Genomic DNA, 16,309 nt, shown 5'->3' on the forward strand with positions numbered 1-16,309 from the left:
CTGTTGCTGGAATTCACGAATACTCTCCTCTAGGAACGCATCCCATTCCCCCGCGGGATAGCCAAGAAACCCGTTTGCAATGAGCGCAACTCGACCAAGCCACACCCATTCTGGATACCACTCGGCATTGTCGCGATTGATGGAAACTAGACGGGCCGTAGTTCCCTTTCCAAAATTTCCGGTTGCTTCCTCGGGGGTAAATCCCTCCAGCGCCTGCAAAACCTGAATCAGCGCCGTGTTCATTTCCCTTCCGTACAAGCCATCAGTCGGAACGATTCCCGTATAACCTTGGTAACTCCGGTTGATTTCTTGCTGCATGTCACGGAGGACCGGATTGGCACCATACCGCTCAAGCAGCACGAACTGGCTCATCGATAGCAGCGCTTTCATGATTTCAAGGGTTACCGTTGAATCCCCATCAATACCCATGTCGGACTTTAGTTTTCGGATCGCTCCCCCGGTACCGTCATAGAAATTTCGAGAGATGTGACTACCTGTGGAATAGCCCTTGCACCAAAGCGCACCCTGAATGATTGCGTAGACGTTGTCCTGCGATGAATCCTGCTCAGATTGCTGCAAGATACCTTCTGGCCATCGTGCTTTGAATCGCCCTTCAGTGCCGGGACCAAAGTTGTCCGCGGTCTCCGTGATACCGAGTTCAATCTGTAGCGCATGGAGCAGTCCGTAGATTGTGCCCCAGCCGGTGAAGCCATCCTCTGGCACGCCGGTCCAGCCAACGCGGTCCTTGTAGGTAGTGTTTAGCCACGCTTGAGTTTCCAAAACCATTTGATCAACCATGTTCATCCTTTCGCGAGAAGACGCAGCGCCCGGTGGCGCCCGTCACCTTCCACTGCCGCGGAAGCATGAACTGTTAACCGACGGCAACAGGTCAGCCCACTGAGGCAACCACTTGCCAAGTATGACTATGCTTGTTAGCATGTATGCGTACAGAGAAAGGATGGTTATGGTCACCCCCGCTACTTTTGGCGAGTTCATCGCTTCGCGACGAAAGCAAGCCGAACTCACCATGCGTGAGTTCGCAGATCGCATTCGAGTCACGGCCCCGTATCTGAGCGACATCGAAAAGGGGCGCCGAGCGGCCCCGGATTCAAAGCTTGAAGCGATTGCCCTAGCACTGAAACTGACACAGGTCGAGCGAGAAGAGATGTTTGACTTGGCCGCTCGCACTCGAGACCATCAAGTTTCCATTGACCTCACCGACTACATCATGGATACCGATGGAGCGAGGATTGCGCTACGCCGCGCCAAGGAACGAGCCCTCACCGATGAACAGTGGGAGCAAATTGTCAAGATCATTGAGGGCGATTGGGAGTAACTGTGGAAGTCTGACCACGATTCATGCAGTTCGCGGAACTTGAGGACATCGCTGAGCAGCGGCTAGCTACGTATCGCGGTGGATACCTTCTCGAAAAACCACAGGCGATCGATATCGAGCATTTCGCAGAGTTTGCGCTCCAGGCGAGCCTGGACTTCGCTCAGCTCTCCACGGATCAGAGCATTTTGGGCCTCACGACATTCGCGACCACTTCGCTTTCGGTAAGAGATAAGAAGCCGACGATCGACCTCACGTTTCCACCCCGGACGATCGTTCTCGATACCAAAGCGCATGAGACTCAACCGGAAACACGCCACCGGTTCACTGTCGCTCACGAGTGCGCACACCTCATTCTGCATGAACAGTATTTTTTGAAGCAGCATCAGCACGGCGCAGTGGCCAAAGTGGCTCGTTGTGAATCAAACACAACTTCACAGCCTGCAGACGGGCCGCGAAACAGGCTGGAACTGCAAGCAAACCATTTGGGCGCGTGCCTGCTCATGCCTCGCCCAACGTTCACGAGCTACTTCAACGCGCACCTCGCTGCGAAATGGCGCGAGATGAACACCCACGAGCGCCAAACGACATTCGCTGAACTTGCCGGCGTCTTTCAAGTATCAAGAGAGGCCGCAAAGTGGCGCATTCGCCGTCTGGGGCTGAAAGCGAAGTAGAGGAGATGTGAAAAAATTTTCCGCCATGCGTATGCATACCTGCTAACACGCGAATAGAGTGAAATGAAAACCATTAAGAACGCAAACGGGAAGACCGTGTGCCGAGTTGACGAGCTAACACAGGAAGTCGAAATCATCCGACGCGGTTGTCGAACAGTTGTGAGGTTTCACGGTGACGGCACCATGACTGTCACCAACACCATGATCGGAATCGAATCTCAAAACCAAAAATAGGACACCTTCACCCAGATACACGTCCATAGAACCGCTCGACGGGCAGGGCAGCAATTGATCGAATCAGGCGCCAGACCGTCACTGCGGCCGATGGCGCCACGGCCACCGGAGTTGAGGAATCATGGACGCAGCGCCCGACGCTGAAGTAATACTCGCGTTCGCGAACGAAGCGGCGCGAGGTGGGAACATTTCAGAGACGCACCTATATCGAGTCAATAAACACGAGTTGGCGAGAATGATTGATCGCGATCGCCAACTGCGCGCTCAGGCTCGCGGCACTCTCGCACCCGCGAGAGACGCCCAGGAAATCTTGACGGAGCTTTGGCGAATCGAGGAAGCGAACGCACACAAGTTTTACCGAACTGACCGAAAGTGGTCCTCCAACATTTCCTACGAGCAGCTCGCAGAATCGGGCCTGCAATTTGCCGTCGGCACAGAATCGCCTGACGCAATCGTGTCACGACAACTCGATGCCGAAACGAAATCAAGACTCGTCCAATATCTTGTGGCAGCTCGCAGGACACTCACCAGCAGGCAGCAAGAAGTCATCACTCTCATGTACGAGCATCACCTCACTCAGGCGCAAACCGCGCGAAAACTGAACATCTCACGAGCTGCCGTTTCGAAAACTCACCACAAGGCCCTGGCAGCGCTCCGCGACAATCTCGCATCCACAATGCTTGAAAAACTAGCCCTCAAGACCTCGCGCCCGATTTCAGGATGACTCCCTGTCCTAACTCTGGAACGGGTTGACAACTTTACGTCCTGTGGCAGTACCAATGAGGGAGCAATCCCTCATTAGTTCAAAACCGAGATGGTCACTCTGATGAAGACGAGTGACATGGGAGATTGGAAATCAGTTGGCACAGTACGAAATCGAAAGTTATTCGCAGTGGCGTGAACCCACCACAGTTAACCTGCGTGCTCGCGTCCAGGCCGCACTTCGAACACGGCAGCTATACGCCGGGCCGATTGATGGGGCGTGGGGACCGAACACGATTCGAGGTATCCAAAGCGTCCTCAGCCGCGCAGGACAATACACTGGACCCATCGATGGTGCCGTTGGGCCAAACACACGGTGGGGCGTATTGAAGTATGCATGGGCTTCGTCTGGTTATCATCCCACGTTCAAGCTCGGGGGTCCGGATCTACCTGCAAACGGGCTCATAATCAACCCAGACCTATTCTGGACTCAGTTTTGCAAAGCGGTAGTAGCGGGGTACGGGCTCTAAGGAAAAGGCCGATGGCCGGTCTCCACAACGGCAGACCGGCCATTGTGCTCGCAGTACAGCGTCCAGGGACCATCCACCCGCTGACTGTTCGACTGCACCACAATGAGATACTCGTCCCCATCTCGGCTAATCACAGCGTCTTCGAAGGTGTACTCCTTGTCCATGTACGCCACCGCACTCGCCTCGGATAAAGCTCCAAAAACGTCGTTGAGCGTCGCTTCACGACAGTCGTCAATCATTCGAGCGCGCTGACGATCACTCAGGTCTAGCGCCTCCGACTCATCCATCTGCTGAGCACAACCAGCAAGCAAGGGCATACACAGGGCGCCGACCATCCACGCCTTCCGAACCATAGGCATCATCATAGGCGTCGACTGCATACGAAATTCGCAAGTCGTAATTTCGATAGCCACTTGTGATCTCAGCACTCCGAGACAAGCAATCATCCGCAGCACGGAACAAATTTGCCTCGTATTGAAGCAACAGCAAAGGTTCCAGGTCGCAATTCCTCGTTAACACACAGTCCTCTCACGTCAGTAGATATGGGGCGGATTCCCGGCTCATACCTACTACGGGAAGGAACAACAATGTCATTCGCATACGTGGTGGAATCCTCCGCGAAAGGCAGCGGACCGAACGACTAGTACTCCAAGTGGGGGGGGAACCAACAAGCGCCACTCTACGTCGACAAATTCAGGACGGCCTACGCCGATTGAGCCACTATCGCGGGCCCGTTGACGGGGCTTGGGCCCCGGAGACAATTAAAGGCATCCAGCGATTTACTCAGGCTCAGAACCTGTACAACGGCCCGGCTGACGGAGCCGTTGGTAAGAACACAGTAATTGGGGGTGTTCAATTACGCGAACCACTGGCGCCGATTGAAGACAAGTGAAGCCTACGAACCTTGGCCCGCCCTTTTCATCAGCAACGGTGATACTTGAGGGGGTGAATTCCATGCTCGCCTAGTCAGCTAAGGATCATCTGGCGTCCATCCCAGCGGCGGTGATTGGCGTAATTTGGGCGCCGATCACCTCGCAATAGGCAGGGTTAATGCCTTCCGGCTCGTCGAATCCAGGGATCACTGTCAGCCACCAGCCATCAATGACCTCGCTACATGCCGAGCCGACGTCGTAGATCTGGAGAAATCCATATAAGGCTTCTTCATGGGAAATTCTGCGGAAAGCCTGCAAATCCGGGATGGTCGAGCGCACACATTCATCCAGTTGCGCCTACGTGGCCGCTTGGTGCCGACGACCTAACCGGCACCGCAGCAACGTCCACTTCATGCTCAACAGCACGCCCAACGAGTGTCAGCGGAGCAAACAGCAGCGGTACCGACTTGTTCCATCTGCGGTGGAGCATCTCAAACTCCTTGCCAGATCCTTCACCAAACGTACCGACCAGTACGTCGCGACCGTTACGTCACCTGACAAACAGTTGCCCAATTGTGTCGCCCGGCAAGGTTCCGTGACAAACTGCATCCATGCCAAAACTGGGATACACCGCCGCGCAGATCCGCGCCGCCGAGGCACCGCTACTCGCAAAGGGCGTGCCGCTCATGATCCGCGCGGCGCAGGCCCTTGCCGATCACGTGACCAGCGTGCTGCCCGAACCTTCCGCGTCGCGCGTACTCGTGCTCGCCGGCGCAGGCGATAACGGTGGCGACGCGTGCTGGGCAGCCTCGTTCTTGGCTGAGGCGGGCGTGCAGGTCAACGTCGTGCCAGTCATGGGCCGGCTTTCACCGGAACCTGAAGCCGGCGCGCGTGAGTCTGGGGCACGCATCCTCACCGAGGCGAAACCGGTCGACGCGGCGCAGCTCGTTGCCGATGCCGACGTCATCATCGACGGCATGCTCGGCATCGGCGCTGGCGGCACTGCAGCTGGCGGTTCGCCCGCACTTCGCGGCACGGCACGCGACTGGGCACTCGCCGTGCACGCCGCCCTCACCGAAAACCCGCATCCGCTGGTTATCGCCGTGGACCTCCCCTCCGGCATCGACCCCGACAGCGGCGAAGTTGCAGAACCCGAAGCGGTCATTCCGGCCGACCTCACCGTCACCTTCATCGGCATTAAAGCTGGATGCCTACAGGGCGAGGGTGCGAAACTCGCGGGCAAAGTGTGGCTCGAACCGATCGGCGCCTCGCAACACCTGCTCGGAGTGCCGCCGGCCGTGACCGTTAGCTAGCTCGTTAGTGCCAGATTCTTCAGCACCTCATCGGCAAGCTGCACGAGCTTCGCGATCTGCGCCTCATCACGTTCAATCCACACCCACTGCGGCTGCGCATCCTGCACCACAAAGTTCTCGTGGCGTTCCCACACAAACAGCGTGCGGGATGCACCGGTCACGTACTGCTGCCACCACACCTGCCGCAGATAGTTGCGCGGGATGCGGTTCCAGGGCTTGTTCGTGGTCTTGATCTCGGCAAGCACCACCTCGTCGTTAAGGTGTGCGAGGCCATCCGGTGTCGCCAGGTGCCGCTTGTTCGCTTCGGCGTGCATCAGCAAGCCGCACGGCTCAATACCGTGTTCAGCGCGCACCCACGCGGCGATCTCGGGTTCGCGCTGCCGCCCAAATTCGGTAAATGCGTTGCCCTGAAACGAACCGCCGTACAGCTTGTCGTTCACCACCGCGCGCACCGACGTCAATGTCGCGAGCCGCGCCGCATCGGTTGCGGTGATACCCGTTCGACGAAAACTCAGCCACGATTCGCGGTCGCTATCGGCGCAAAGTACGCGACCCCGCAACTCGCCTTGCACGACGTCGAACGGATCTCGTGGGTCGAGCATCCCTGCCCGCCAAACGGTGCCGGTTGCGGGCGTTACCGGGATGCCTGCCGGTCGCGTTTGCGCAAACGTGTACGTTTCCCGGTCGGCAGGTTCCGTCGCGTTCGCGGTGCCGAGCGCACGCAGCGTCGGTTCAAATGAGAGCGCGAGCGGCGTGTAGTCGCTTGCGGCGCGTACTGCGCGCTCGGTAGCTACGGCGAGTTCGTTTTCCGGGTAGCCCGACGCATCCTCTGCAGCCGGATCCTGGGCAGCCGGACGGAAAACAACCATTGTCGTATTCTGCCACTGCCCATCGGCAGACGCTGGCGTTGCGGCCGCGATTGGCATTTCATTTCAACGCGGTTGGTCGCCCCAACCCCGAACGCCAGGCGAACGAGCCGCGGCGTTGCAACTAGGCCGAGGGCGTCTCGAAGAACTTGGTCGGTTCCGACAGCTCGCGCGACGGATCCGGACGCTCGATAACCGGCTCCGGTGCATCCTCAACCGAGTCGATAATCGTGGTTGGGACGGCAACCGCAAGCGCGCCGTACTGCACGGCCTTCGCGAGACCAGTCTTGATCGCCAGTTTCGGCAGGTGTCCGTAATCGGGGCGACCGCCAGCCTGACCCGGACCCTGAATCGAGTGGCCTACGAAACCGGCGAGGGAGGCATCGCCGGCACCGGTCGTGTTGACCACCTCGGGTGCCGGTGCGAGCCCCCACCAAGCGTCGTCCTTGGTGATGGCGAGTGCACCATCGCCGCCCATCGACACCAGCGCGACTTCGAGGTTGGTTTCTTCGATGACCTGACGGCCAGCTTCAAGCACATCACCGACGGTGTGCATGTGGCGCTGCACGAGCGTTGCGATTTCGTCGGCGTTCGGCTTGATCAGGTCGACGAGACCCGACTTCGTCCAGTACTCGAGCGAGCTGCCGGATGAGTCGAACGCGATGCGGGTGCCCAGGTTCTTTGCTGCTTCAAAGAGGTGGGTGAAGTCGACTTTCTCGCCGGTTTCGGGGTGGCGCGGCACCGATCCCGACACCACGAGCCAGTCGGCACGCAGCGAACGGATCTCGTTCAACGTCATGTCGACGACCGCATCCCAATCGCGTTGCGGAATCGGCACGGCTTTCTGGTTGACGTTGGTGGTGCGGCCGTTGCGTTCAAGCACGGCGGTGTTGACGCGCATGCGGCCAGGAATTGGCAGGATGCGGAGGATCTGCGGGTGCGGGGTGCGGAACAGCAGGTGCTCGTCTTCGCGGCCGATCGGCAGCACTGCCGAGGTGGCGACCCCGGCAACTCGCAGCGTGCGCGAAACGTTGATGCCCTTGCCAGAGAGGAACTCCTGGATGTCAGTGGCGCGGTTCACCTTGCCAGCGTCGAAATCGTCGACGAAATAGGTGCGGTCGATTACCGGTGCGGGCGTGAGCGAAACAACTGCGGCCATGAAGCACTCCTTCGGTTGGTGCGTTCAGCGTAACGGCCGCTGGTTACGACGCATGCAGAGTTTGTAGAGCGAGCATGCATGTTCACTGGCGATACCGCAGCAGGATGCGCGCGGTGCTTGGATTAAGCGTCAGCATGAAAAGCTGGATGCATGTCTGATCTCATGCGCGCAATGACGATTTCCGAGTTCGGCGGGCCCGAAGTGCTGCAGCTCCGCGAGGTGCCCAGGGCATTGCAAGTGCGCGATGAAGTGCTCGTGCGCGTCCACGCTGCAGGCGTGAACCCCATCGACGCCAAGACCCGCGCTGGCGGCGGCATGTCGAACGCCATCCCCACGCTGCCGTGGATTCTCGGTGCCGAGTTTGCCGGGGTTGTCGAAAACGCCCCGTACGAGCTCTCGCCGTTCCAGCCCGGCGACGAAGTCTTCGGCATCGTCCCCCTCGCCCGCTACCCCGGCACCTATGCAGAGTACGTCTCGGCCCCATCCATGTCGCTCGTCCACAAGCCCACCAACCTCACTATGCAGCAAGCCGCGGGCGTACCGTTGGCCGCACTCACCGCGTGGGCCGGCGTGGTTGACATCGCACGCGTGTGCACGGGACAGCGCATGCTCATCCACGCCGGTGCCGGTGGTGTCGGGCACTTTGCGGTACAACTCGCGAAGTTCTATGGCGCTTGGGTCGCGACCACCGCATCCGCTGAAAACCACGAATGGCTACGCGAACTCGGTGCCGACCAGGTGATCGATTACCGAAACGAACGATTTGAAGACGTGCTCGATGCGCCCGTGGATGTCGTGCTCGATCTGATCGGCAATGTGCGCGACAACACCGGGTCGCGTTCGTTGAACGTGTTGCGCGACGGCGGTCTGATCGTGAACGTTCCCACCGGCTCGTGGGCGACCATCCACGACGAAGTAGCCGCAGCCGGGCGCGGACTGCGTGCCAGCGGCCTGAAGCTCGCCGACGACGGCGTTGCCCTGCGCACGATCGCGCAGCTGTTTGCACAGGGTGATCTGCAAACCCACGTGGATGCGGTGTACCCGCTTTCCGAAGCGGGCGCGGCTCACGAGCGCGTCATGCAGGGGCACACGCGCGGCAAGATCGTGCTGGACACGCTTTCCTAGCCGCTAGATTCACGCATCCGGACCTCTGTCACGTCACCAAATCTCCAAACCGGTGCAATTTTCGACACTCGGAGGTGGAGAGCACCTCGAACCGCTCTGAGCTGCACCACTTTGGAGATAGCCCCCCCCAGCTACCGGCCACGACATGTGCAGCCAACGAAAAACGCCCCACCGAAGTGGGGCGTTTTTGCAATGCTGAACGAATCAGCGAATCTCAGACTTAGCTGAAGATCGAAACGTCAAGCGGGATGCCCGGACCGAAGGTGGTCGAAACGACAGCCTTCTGAACGTAGCGGCCCTTTGCCGACGATGGGCGAAGACGAACGACCTCGTCGAGCGCGGCACGCAGGTTGTCTGCGAGCTGCTCAGGCGTGAACGAAGCCTTACCTGCGATGAAGTGCAGGTTGGCGTGCTTGTCAACGCGGAACTCGATCTTACCGCCCTTGATGTCGGCAACTGCCTTGGCAGCGTCCGGGGTAACGGTACCGGTCTTCGGGTTCGGCATGAGGCCACGAGGACCAAGCACCTTACCGAGACGACCAACCTTGCCCATCATGTCTGGGGTTGCAACGGCCGAGTCGAAGTCGGTCCAGCCGTCGGCAACCTTGGCGATGAGCTCGTCGGTGCCAACCTCGTCAGCGCCAGCAGCGAGTGCTGCTTCGGCTGCGGGGCCCTGGGCGAAGACGATGACGCGAGCGGTCTTACCGGTACCGTGCGGGAGGCTAACGGTACCGCGGACCATCTGGTCTGCCTTACGTGGGTCAACGGCGAGGACCATTGCGACCTCAACCGTGCTGTCGAACTTGGTCGACGAAGTTTCCTTTGCGAGGGCTGCTGCCTCTTCGATCGAGTAGACCTTGCCGGCCTCGATCTTTTCTGCCGCGGCGCGGTACGCCTTGGACTTCTGTGCCATGTTGTGCTCCTTCAAGAGTGTGCGGTTCTGGCGAGCTGGCAGGCTCTTCCGCTGTGCTGGTGGTGCCCCGGTGCTGCTACGTGGATGCGGCAACACATCGGGGGCAGGGTGGTTGCGAGCTAGTTGCCCGTAACCTCGATGCCCATCGAACGAGCGGTACCGGCGATGATCTTCGCGCCAGCCTCGATGTCGTTCGCGTTGAGGTCGGCCTTCTTGACCTCGGCAATTTCACGCGCCTGGTCCATGGTCATCTTGCCGACCTTGTTGGTGTGAGGCACACCCGAGCCCTTCTTAACGCCAGCAGCCTTCTTGATGAGCTGTGCTGCCGGAGGAGTCTTGAGCACGAACGTGAACGAGCGGTCTTCGTAAACGGTGATTTCAACCGGAACGATGTTGCCACGCTGCTGTTCCGTCGCGGCGTTGTACGCCTTGCAGAACTCCATGATGTTGACGCCGTGCTGACCCAGTGCCGGACCTACCGGTGGTGCTGGGTTGGCGGCGCCGGCCTGAATCTGAAGCTTGATCAGACCTGCAACCTTCTTCTTAGGTGCCATGTTTTTCCCTTTCACTCGAGTGGATGCGAGCATCCCTCTCCCGCAACGTCAGCGTCTCTGACGAGCGGTACTTCGTGTGCACCGAAATGCACAACCTTTGAATTGTATCTAAGAACCAGGCCCGAGTCACTACCCGTTTTCGCCTACATCAGCAAGTGCTCGCGCCGACCGACAGTGGGGCAAGAATTGTTGCCTCACAAGACCTACGAGGCAATATTTGACTTATAGGGGCTGTGTGGCAACAAATCCCTCCCGATAGCCAGAAGTGCGCAAGGAAACGCAAATGCGGGCCGCAGCCGAAGCCGCGACCCGCATCCACACACAAACTTAGAGCTTGGCGACCTGGTCGAATGCGAGCTCCACCGGAGTCTCGCGACCGAACAGCGAAACCAGTGCGGTGAGCTTGCCGCTGACCGGGTTGATCTCGTTGATCGTTCCGGTAAGCCCCTCGAACGAGCCCTCCTTGATGGTGATCGTTTCGCCGATCTCGTAGTCGATCTCAGCAACCGGCTGCTTCGCGGCGCCACCCTCGGCAGGCTTCGCACCCTCTGCTGCAGGTGCATCCGAAACCTCAACGAGGCTCTTGAGCATCTCGAAGGCTTCCTTGAAGCGCAGCGGGGTCGGGTTGTGGGCGTTGCCCACGAAGCCGGTTACACCCGGGGTGTGGCGAACGACCGACCAGGTGTCTTCGTTCAGGTTCATGCGAACGAGCACGTAACCAGGGATGCGCACGCGGGTGACCATCTTGCGCTGGCCGTTCTTGATCTCAACGACGTCTTCCATCGGCACCTGGATCTCGTAGATCTCGTCGGCGACGTCCATCGTCTGTGCGCGCTGGGTGAGGTTGTCGCGCACCTTGCGCTCGAAGCCGGCGTAGGTGTGGATGACGTACCACTTACCTGGCTTGAGGCGCAGTTCCATCTTGAATGCGGCGTACGGGTCGATTTCTTCTTCGACTTCGGCAGCGTCGCCCTCAACGGCAGCAGCAGTCTCGTCGGTTGCTTCGACAGCGTCGACGTTCTGCTCGGTTGCGTCGTTCTGTTCGGTTACGTCGGCGACAACTGCTTCGGTTGCGTCAACGTTGTTAGTTTCTTCAGCCACGGTTCATCTCACTTCGTCGATCCACAGTCAGTTTCGACTGCGAGTTATGTACGGATGCGCAATCTCGCGTTGCGCAGGAGCGTTGGTTCAGGAGGTGCTACGGAGTCGGTACTGGCGCGCCCGGGGTTGCCGGTGCGCTCGGTGGCGCCTGTGGGAAGAGCTGCGTGCCTTCACCGAAAATCCAGGACGAAATGAATCCGAAGACCCAGTCGAAGGCCATGACGAGCACCATCATGATCAGCAGGAACGAGAGCACGACGGCAACGTAGCGCCACAGTTCCTTACCGGTCGGAGTTACAACCTTCTTGAGTTCTTCGATGACCTGACGAAGGAACGAGGTCTTCGGCTCCCGCTTTTCGTTCTTGGCCTCGGCCTCGCTGCGCTTCGGGGTCTTCTTGCCCTTCTTGTCAGCGGTGGCCTGCTTCGCCTTGGACTTCTTCGCTACTGCAGCCGGCGCGTCAGCGTCCGCATCAGTGTCGTCAGATGCGTCTGCATCCTCCGCAGCTTCGGCTACCACTGCATCCTCGCCATCAGCGTCTGCTGCGGTGTCCGCATCATCACGTTCGCTGGTTGGTTCGGTGCTCGCAGCCGTGTCGTCGTTGCGCGATTCGATGTCGTCGCGGTCGTCGCCAGACGTGCCAGTCGCCACTCTGATCCCTTTCAAACGTGTGAACATGGGGCCCAATGTGTTTTTGGGCACGCCACAGTATGCCTTTTGGCAACCTGTCCAGGATACGGGATGCGTTCGCGCATTGTCGAGAAGCAATACGGATGCGCGCAGTCGCGGCTACCTACACCCGCGCGACGCGAGGTGCGCGCGTTCGCGACCGGATGCATCCGGAAACGAAAAAACGCCGCTTGCGCGACGTTTCTTGCAGGGCGGACAGGAATCGAACCTGCAACCTGCGGTTTTGGAGACCGCTGCTCTGCCAATTGAGCTACCGCCCTAGACCGTGCGGCTTCGAAAAGCTGCGGGTCATGGCTGCCGGATTGCGTAAACAATACTGGCAACCTGAATAGGGTACGCCATGCCGGGGCAGATCACCAAGTGCAACAGCAACATTGCCCCGCAATCACCTGTCGACCGGACCCTACAAATGAATCGCGTGAATTTTTAAGCCGACGGCCACCAAACGACAAGTCGAATGACTATGCTGGCCGCATGACTGAATCGCGTCTCTCTCCCCGCGTAGCGGCAATCGCTCCATCGGCCACGTTGAAGGTCGACAACAAGGCCAAGGCCCTCAAGGCTGAAGGCCGCCCGGTGATCTCGTACGCCGCTGGTGAACCCGACTTCGCCACCCCGGCCCACGTGGTCGAAGCTGCTCTCGAAGCAGTCAAGGACCCGAAGAACCACAAGTACACCGCAAACGTAGGTCTGCCAGAGCTTCGCGACGCGATCGCAGCCAAGACCCGCCGCGACTCGGGCCTCGACGTCCCAGCCTCGCGCATCCTCGTCACCAACGGTGGCAAGCAGGCCGTATTCCAGGCCATCAACGCGGTAGTTGGCGAAGGCGACGACGTCCTGCTGCCAACCCCAGCCTGGACCTCGTACGTCGAGGTCATCAAGATCGCCGGCGGTAACACCGTCGAGGTCTTCGCCGGTGCCGACCAGAACTACAAGGTCACCCCGGAACAGCTCGAAGCGGCATTCACCCCGAACACCAAGGCCATCATCTTCGTTTCGCCGTCGAACCCGACCGGCGCGGTCTACACCCCCGAAGAAACCCGTGCCATCGGTGAGTGGATCGAAAAGCGCGGCATCTTCGTTATCGCCGACGAGATCTACCAGAACCTCACCTACGACGGCGTAAAGGCCACCTCGATCGTTGAGGCCGTACCGACCCTCGACAGCAAGACCATCCTCGTAAACGGCGTTGCTAAGTCGTACGCCATGACCGGATGGCGCCTCGGCTGGATGGTCGGCCCAGAAGACGTCATCGCTGGCGCAGCGAACATGCAGTCGCACCTCACCAGCAACGTAAACAACATCGCGCAGCGCGCCGCCCTCGCAGCGCTCACCGGCCCAACCGAGCCGATCGAAGAGTTCCGCCTGGCCTTCGACCGCCGCCGCAAGCTCATGGTTGAAGAGCTCAGCAAGGTTCCTGGCTTCAAGGTGCCAACCCCGACCGGTGCGTTCTACGTCTACGCCGACGTTAACGCCCTGCTCGGCAAGGAATACGACGGCAAGGTCATCAACACCTCGCTCGAGCTCGCTGACTACATCCTCGACAAGGCTGAAGTTGCGATCGTTCCTGGTGAAGCGTTCGGCCCTTCGGGTTACGTCCGCCTGAGCTACGCACTCGGCGACGACCAGATCCTCGAAGGTGTACAGCGCATCCAGAAGCTGTTCGCCGACGTAGAGCTCTAGGCAGCAGTACCGCGCCCGGCAACAACGGGCTAGGTACTTCAGGGTAGCCCCGCGAAAGCGGGGACCAGACGGTCTGGTGGCCCCGCTTTGGCGGGGCCACTACCGTTTCCAGCGTTGTCCGTCGCGGTGCCCCAACTCCGCGACAAGAATTGTTGCGTATGAGCGGGTGTATCGACATATATGCTTCGGAGGCGCTGTCAGGCAACAATTTTTGCCAAGGCAACGCGCAGTCACCAGAAGCCAGCGCACGACCGCCTGCGAACTGACTGCATCTACCCGCGGCTACGGCGAGGTAAAGGTCACTTCGCGAAGTTTCGCGACCAGTTCCGAATCGTCGGTGATCGTCCCCGACGCCGACACGACGATGTGGAACCGCGTGCCGGTCTTGGGCATCACCCGTTCCAACAGCCACAGCTCGCGACCGGAGCAGTCCGACACTCGCACCCGCAGCATCTCGAGCTTGGTGCCGTCCTTACCAGTCAGCACATACTTGTCCGGCTCCGAGACACCAATCGCCGACCCGTTGCACTCATCAACCACGCGGTTGAGCTGGGCAATCGTGACCGCTTCGTCGCTCTGCCCCGAATCAAACACATCGGTCTGCCAGACCTGAATCTGCAGACCGTGCTTACTCGCCGTGAACTGCTCCGGGCGGTTCTCGTTGCTATGAATCTTCCAGTCGCCAACCGGCGGTGGCACGAGCGTGACACCGTTCGTAAACGTCGCGTCGACGGTGATCGGCACGGTATCGCCCGGTTTCACGGTCAGCGGGTTGGCGGTCGAGTTCGGTACATCAAAGAGTTCGTCTGTCGCCCCTGGCATGCTTTCGGATGCGATCGGTGCGCGCTCCCCCGCCTCGGGTTCCACACGCACACCGCTTGCGACCGCGAGCGCTACGGCGAGCCCGCCAATGGTGAGCGTCGCAACCCCAAGCAGCAGGCCGGTACCCACCCGCAAACACGGCGCGTACTCGACCGCGGTCTCGTCGCCCGCATCCGTTGCCACCGTCTCGGAGCTGTCGAACAGCGGCTCCGGCGGGTCAAAGCGGCGAATCGATCCGGCCATCGTGTCGCTACAGCTCGATGCCGATCAGGTTCGGCTCGGGCACCAGCGCCACGCCAAACTCTTGCTGCACGCGAACCTGCACGAAGCGCGCGAGCGCGGCGATTTCTTCGGCGGTGGCTCCCCCGCGGTTGGTGATCGCCAGCGTGTGCTTCGACGAGATCGCGGCGCGACTGTTTGGTAGCGCGAAACCCTTGTGGATTCCGGCGTGGTCGATCAGCCAGGCGGCCGACAGCTTCACGAGCTCGTGGCCGGCTTCGTTCGTGCCCGCGGCAAAGCGTGGCGCATCTGCAGGAAGCGACGCCACAACCGATTCGACCGGCACAATTGGGTTCATAAAGAACGAGCCACTCGACCGCGTATCCGGGTCGTTCGCGTCGAGCACCATGCCCTTCGATGCGCGCAAACGCAGCACGGCTTCGCGCTGTTCGGATGCGGCCACGGGAGTTTCGAGTTCAACGTTCAGTGCTCGGGCGAGTTGCGCGTAGCGAACCTTCGCGCCAGCGCCGTCCGTCTGCAGCGCGAGTTCCACGCGCAGCACGAGCCCGCGGTGCTCACCGCGCTTCAGCGTCGAGGTGCGGTAGCCGAGGCCGAGCTGCGGGGCGTCGAGCCATTCGATCTCACCGGTGTCGGCGTTGGCCAGTTCGATACGCACGAGCACGTCGGCGAGTTCTTGACCGTACGCGCCGATGTTCTGCACCGGTGCGGCGCCAACGGAGCCGGGGATCCCGGCGAGGGCTTCGATGCCGCTGTAGCCGCGCGCGACGGATTCGTCAACGAGCGCACTCCACGACTCACCCGCATCCACCCGCACAACGACGCGGCCGCTGGTAGCCGAGCCCGCGGCATCCCACTCAATACCGCGAGTGGCAACGTGCAACACCGGACCATCAAACCCATGGTCGCTGACGATCGTGTTGGAACCACCCGCGATCACCAAGAACGGCGCGTCGGCGTCGACGAGTGCAAAATAGACGGCCGCGAGGTCGTCACGAGTTTCGGGGCGGATGCACTCGGCTTCGGCTTCAGAGACGCCGGTGGTGGTGAGGTCGGCGAAGGTGGTCATACGGCAAACCTTGCGCGCACCTGCGACTTGGCGAGCACGGTGCGGTCGTCGAACTTCACGGTGAGGTCGATGCGGCCGATGCCGTTTTCGTCGGCGGGCTGGGCGACAACAGCCGATACCTCAACGTCGGCGCCGTGTTCGGGGTCGACGAGCACGGGGCGGGTGAAGCGCACCTGGTAGTCGACGACGCGGCCCGGGTCGCCGAGGGCATCGATGACCGGCTGGATCGCGGCGCCCATGGTGAGCATGCCGTGGGCGAGCACGCCGGGCAGTCCCACCTGTGTGGCGATGTCGTCGCGGTAGTGGATGGGGTTGAAGTCGCCGGATGCGCCCGCGTAGCGAACCAGGGATTCGCGCGTGAAGTGCAGCGTGGTTTCGGCCACCACGTGGCCGGTTTCGGCACCGGTGAGGTCGAGTGCGTTGGTCGTGGTCAT

General features: G+C 60.3%; 19 protein-coding genes and 1 tRNA gene. 7 read left to right on the forward strand and 13 right to left on the reverse strand.

Features of this window, described 5'->3' with window-relative positions:
- Positions 1 to 798, reverse strand: a 798-nt coding sequence (locus tag ZBI01S_RS06940) for a hypothetical protein (protein WP_390280231.1), incomplete at its 3' end; no start/stop codon positions are given.
- 166 nt (positions 799 to 964) lie between these two features.
- On the opposite strand from ZBI01S_RS06940, the gene ZBI01S_RS06945 reads away from it, so the two are divergent.
- From ZBI01S_RS06945 to ZBI01S_RS06955, 3 genes are all read left to right on the forward strand, one after another.
- Positions 965 to 1,336 (forward strand): helix-turn-helix domain-containing protein, encoded by a 372-nt coding sequence (locus ZBI01S_RS06945; protein WP_066058342.1) that lies wholly within the window; start codon positions 965 to 967, stop codon positions 1,334 to 1,336.
- Positions 1,337 to 1,359: 23 nt separating this feature from the next.
- Complete coding sequence (locus ZBI01S_RS06950) at positions 1,360 to 2,007, forward strand: ImmA/IrrE family metallo-endopeptidase (RefSeq protein ID WP_066058345.1); 648 nt, start codon at positions 1,360 to 1,362, stop codon at positions 2,005 to 2,007.
- 355 nt (positions 2,008 to 2,362) lie between these two features.
- A complete protein-coding gene (locus ZBI01S_RS06955; protein WP_066058348.1) occupies positions 2,363 to 2,965 on the forward strand; it encodes a sigma-70 family RNA polymerase sigma factor in 603 nt (200 codons plus the stop codon).
- Positions 2,966 to 3,469: 504 nt separating this feature from the next.
- Here the strand turns inward: ZBI01S_RS06955 and ZBI01S_RS06960 are convergent.
- Complete coding sequence (locus ZBI01S_RS06960; RefSeq protein WP_159421441.1) at positions 3,470 to 3,886, reverse strand: hypothetical protein; 417 nt, start codon at positions 3,884 to 3,886, stop codon at positions 3,470 to 3,472.
- A gap of 239 nt (positions 3,887 to 4,125) precedes the next feature.
- Here ZBI01S_RS06960 and ZBI01S_RS10235 point away from each other — a divergent pair, with 239 nt between their 5' ends.
- Positions 4,126 to 4,365, forward strand: a complete 240-nt coding sequence (locus ZBI01S_RS10235) for a peptidoglycan-binding domain-containing protein (RefSeq protein ID WP_370664376.1) — start codon at positions 4,126 to 4,128, stop codon at positions 4,363 to 4,365.
- 85 nt (positions 4,366 to 4,450) lie between these two features.
- Here ZBI01S_RS10235 and ZBI01S_RS06965 read toward each other — a convergent pair whose 3' ends face one another.
- Positions 4,451 to 4,684 carry a hypothetical protein gene (locus tag ZBI01S_RS06965; protein ID WP_066058354.1) on the reverse strand — a complete coding sequence of 78 codons (234 nt, stop codon included), beginning with the start codon at positions 4,682 to 4,684 and terminating at the stop codon, positions 4,451 to 4,453.
- A 272-nt stretch (positions 4,685 to 4,956) separates the two neighbouring features.
- Between ZBI01S_RS06965 and ZBI01S_RS06970 the strand changes: the two genes are divergently transcribed.
- On the forward strand, positions 4,957 to 5,658 hold the full coding sequence (locus ZBI01S_RS06970; protein WP_066058357.1) for an NAD(P)H-hydrate epimerase: 702 nt from the start codon (positions 4,957 to 4,959) through the stop codon (positions 5,656 to 5,658).
- Here ZBI01S_RS06970 and ZBI01S_RS06975 read toward each other — a convergent pair.
- Positions 5,655 to 6,527 (reverse strand): YqaJ viral recombinase family protein, encoded by an 873-nt coding sequence (locus ZBI01S_RS06975; protein ID WP_083524609.1) that lies wholly within the window; start codon positions 6,525 to 6,527, stop codon positions 5,655 to 5,657. The genes ZBI01S_RS06970 and ZBI01S_RS06975 overlap by 4 nt on opposite strands.
- 121 nt (positions 6,528 to 6,648) lie before the next feature.
- Complete coding sequence (locus ZBI01S_RS06980) at positions 6,649 to 7,683, reverse strand: 1-phosphofructokinase family hexose kinase (protein ID WP_066058361.1); 1,035 nt, start codon at positions 7,681 to 7,683, stop codon at positions 6,649 to 6,651.
- A gap of 150 nt (positions 7,684 to 7,833) precedes the next feature.
- On the opposite strand from ZBI01S_RS06980, the gene ZBI01S_RS06985 reads away from it, so the two are divergent.
- The gene (locus ZBI01S_RS06985; protein ID WP_066058364.1) at positions 7,834 to 8,808 is read left to right on the forward strand and encodes an NADP-dependent oxidoreductase; all 975 of its coding nucleotides are present in this window, start codon (positions 7,834 to 7,836) and stop codon (positions 8,806 to 8,808) included.
- A gap of 220 nt (positions 8,809 to 9,028) precedes the next feature.
- Here ZBI01S_RS06985 and rplA read toward each other — a convergent pair whose 3' ends face one another.
- From rplA to ZBI01S_RS07010, 5 genes are all read right to left on the reverse strand, one after another.
- On the reverse strand, positions 9,029 to 9,721 hold the full coding sequence (gene rplA, locus ZBI01S_RS06990; protein ID WP_066058367.1) for a 50S ribosomal protein L1: 693 nt from the start codon (positions 9,719 to 9,721) through the stop codon (positions 9,029 to 9,031).
- 119 nt (positions 9,722 to 9,840) lie between these two features.
- Positions 9,841 to 10,275, reverse strand: coding sequence for a 50S ribosomal protein L11 (gene rplK / locus ZBI01S_RS06995; protein ID WP_066058370.1), 435 nt, complete (start codon positions 10,273 to 10,275; stop codon positions 9,841 to 9,843).
- 327 nt (positions 10,276 to 10,602) lie between these two features.
- On the reverse strand, positions 10,603 to 11,376 hold the full coding sequence (gene nusG / locus ZBI01S_RS07000) for a transcription termination/antitermination protein NusG (protein WP_066058372.1): 774 nt from the start codon (positions 11,374 to 11,376) through the stop codon (positions 10,603 to 10,605).
- A gap of 97 nt (positions 11,377 to 11,473) precedes the next feature.
- Positions 11,474 to 12,025 carry a preprotein translocase subunit SecE gene (gene secE, locus ZBI01S_RS07005; RefSeq protein WP_066058374.1) on the reverse strand — a complete coding sequence of 184 codons (552 nt, stop codon included), beginning with the start codon at positions 12,023 to 12,025 and terminating at the stop codon, positions 11,474 to 11,476.
- Positions 12,026 to 12,251: 226 nt separating this feature from the next.
- A tRNA-Trp gene (locus ZBI01S_RS07010) sits at positions 12,252 to 12,324 on the reverse strand.
- A 214-nt stretch (positions 12,325 to 12,538) separates the two neighbouring features.
- On the opposite strand from ZBI01S_RS07010, the gene ZBI01S_RS07015 reads away from it, so the two are divergent.
- A complete protein-coding gene (locus ZBI01S_RS07015) occupies positions 12,539 to 13,747 on the forward strand; it encodes a pyridoxal phosphate-dependent aminotransferase (protein ID WP_066058376.1) in 1,209 nt (402 codons plus the stop codon).
- 282 nt (positions 13,748 to 14,029) lie between these two features.
- Here the strand turns inward: ZBI01S_RS07015 and ZBI01S_RS07020 are convergent, their stop codons facing one another.
- Genes ZBI01S_RS07020 through ZBI01S_RS07030 form a run of 3 tightly spaced genes read right to left on the reverse strand, consistent with a single transcriptional unit; the run spans position 14,030 to position 16,309 of the window.
- Complete coding sequence (locus ZBI01S_RS07020) at positions 14,030 to 14,812, reverse strand: hypothetical protein (RefSeq protein ID WP_066058378.1); 783 nt, start codon at positions 14,810 to 14,812, stop codon at positions 14,030 to 14,032.
- A gap of 7 nt (positions 14,813 to 14,819) precedes the next feature.
- Positions 14,820 to 15,875, reverse strand: a complete 1,056-nt coding sequence (locus ZBI01S_RS07025; protein ID WP_066058381.1) for a UDP-N-acetylmuramate dehydrogenase — start codon at positions 15,873 to 15,875, stop codon at positions 14,820 to 14,822.
- A complete protein-coding gene (locus tag ZBI01S_RS07030) occupies positions 15,872 to 16,309 on the reverse strand; it encodes a MaoC/PaaZ C-terminal domain-containing protein (protein WP_066058383.1) in 438 nt (145 codons plus the stop codon). The genes ZBI01S_RS07025 and ZBI01S_RS07030 overlap by 4 nt, the downstream gene beginning before the upstream one ends.

The sequence above is a fragment of the [Zimmermannella] bifida NBRC 103089 genome (assembly GCF_001570925.1).
GTDB classification, from domain to species: Bacteria; Actinomycetota; Actinomycetes; order Actinomycetales; family Microbacteriaceae; genus Gulosibacter; species Gulosibacter bifidus.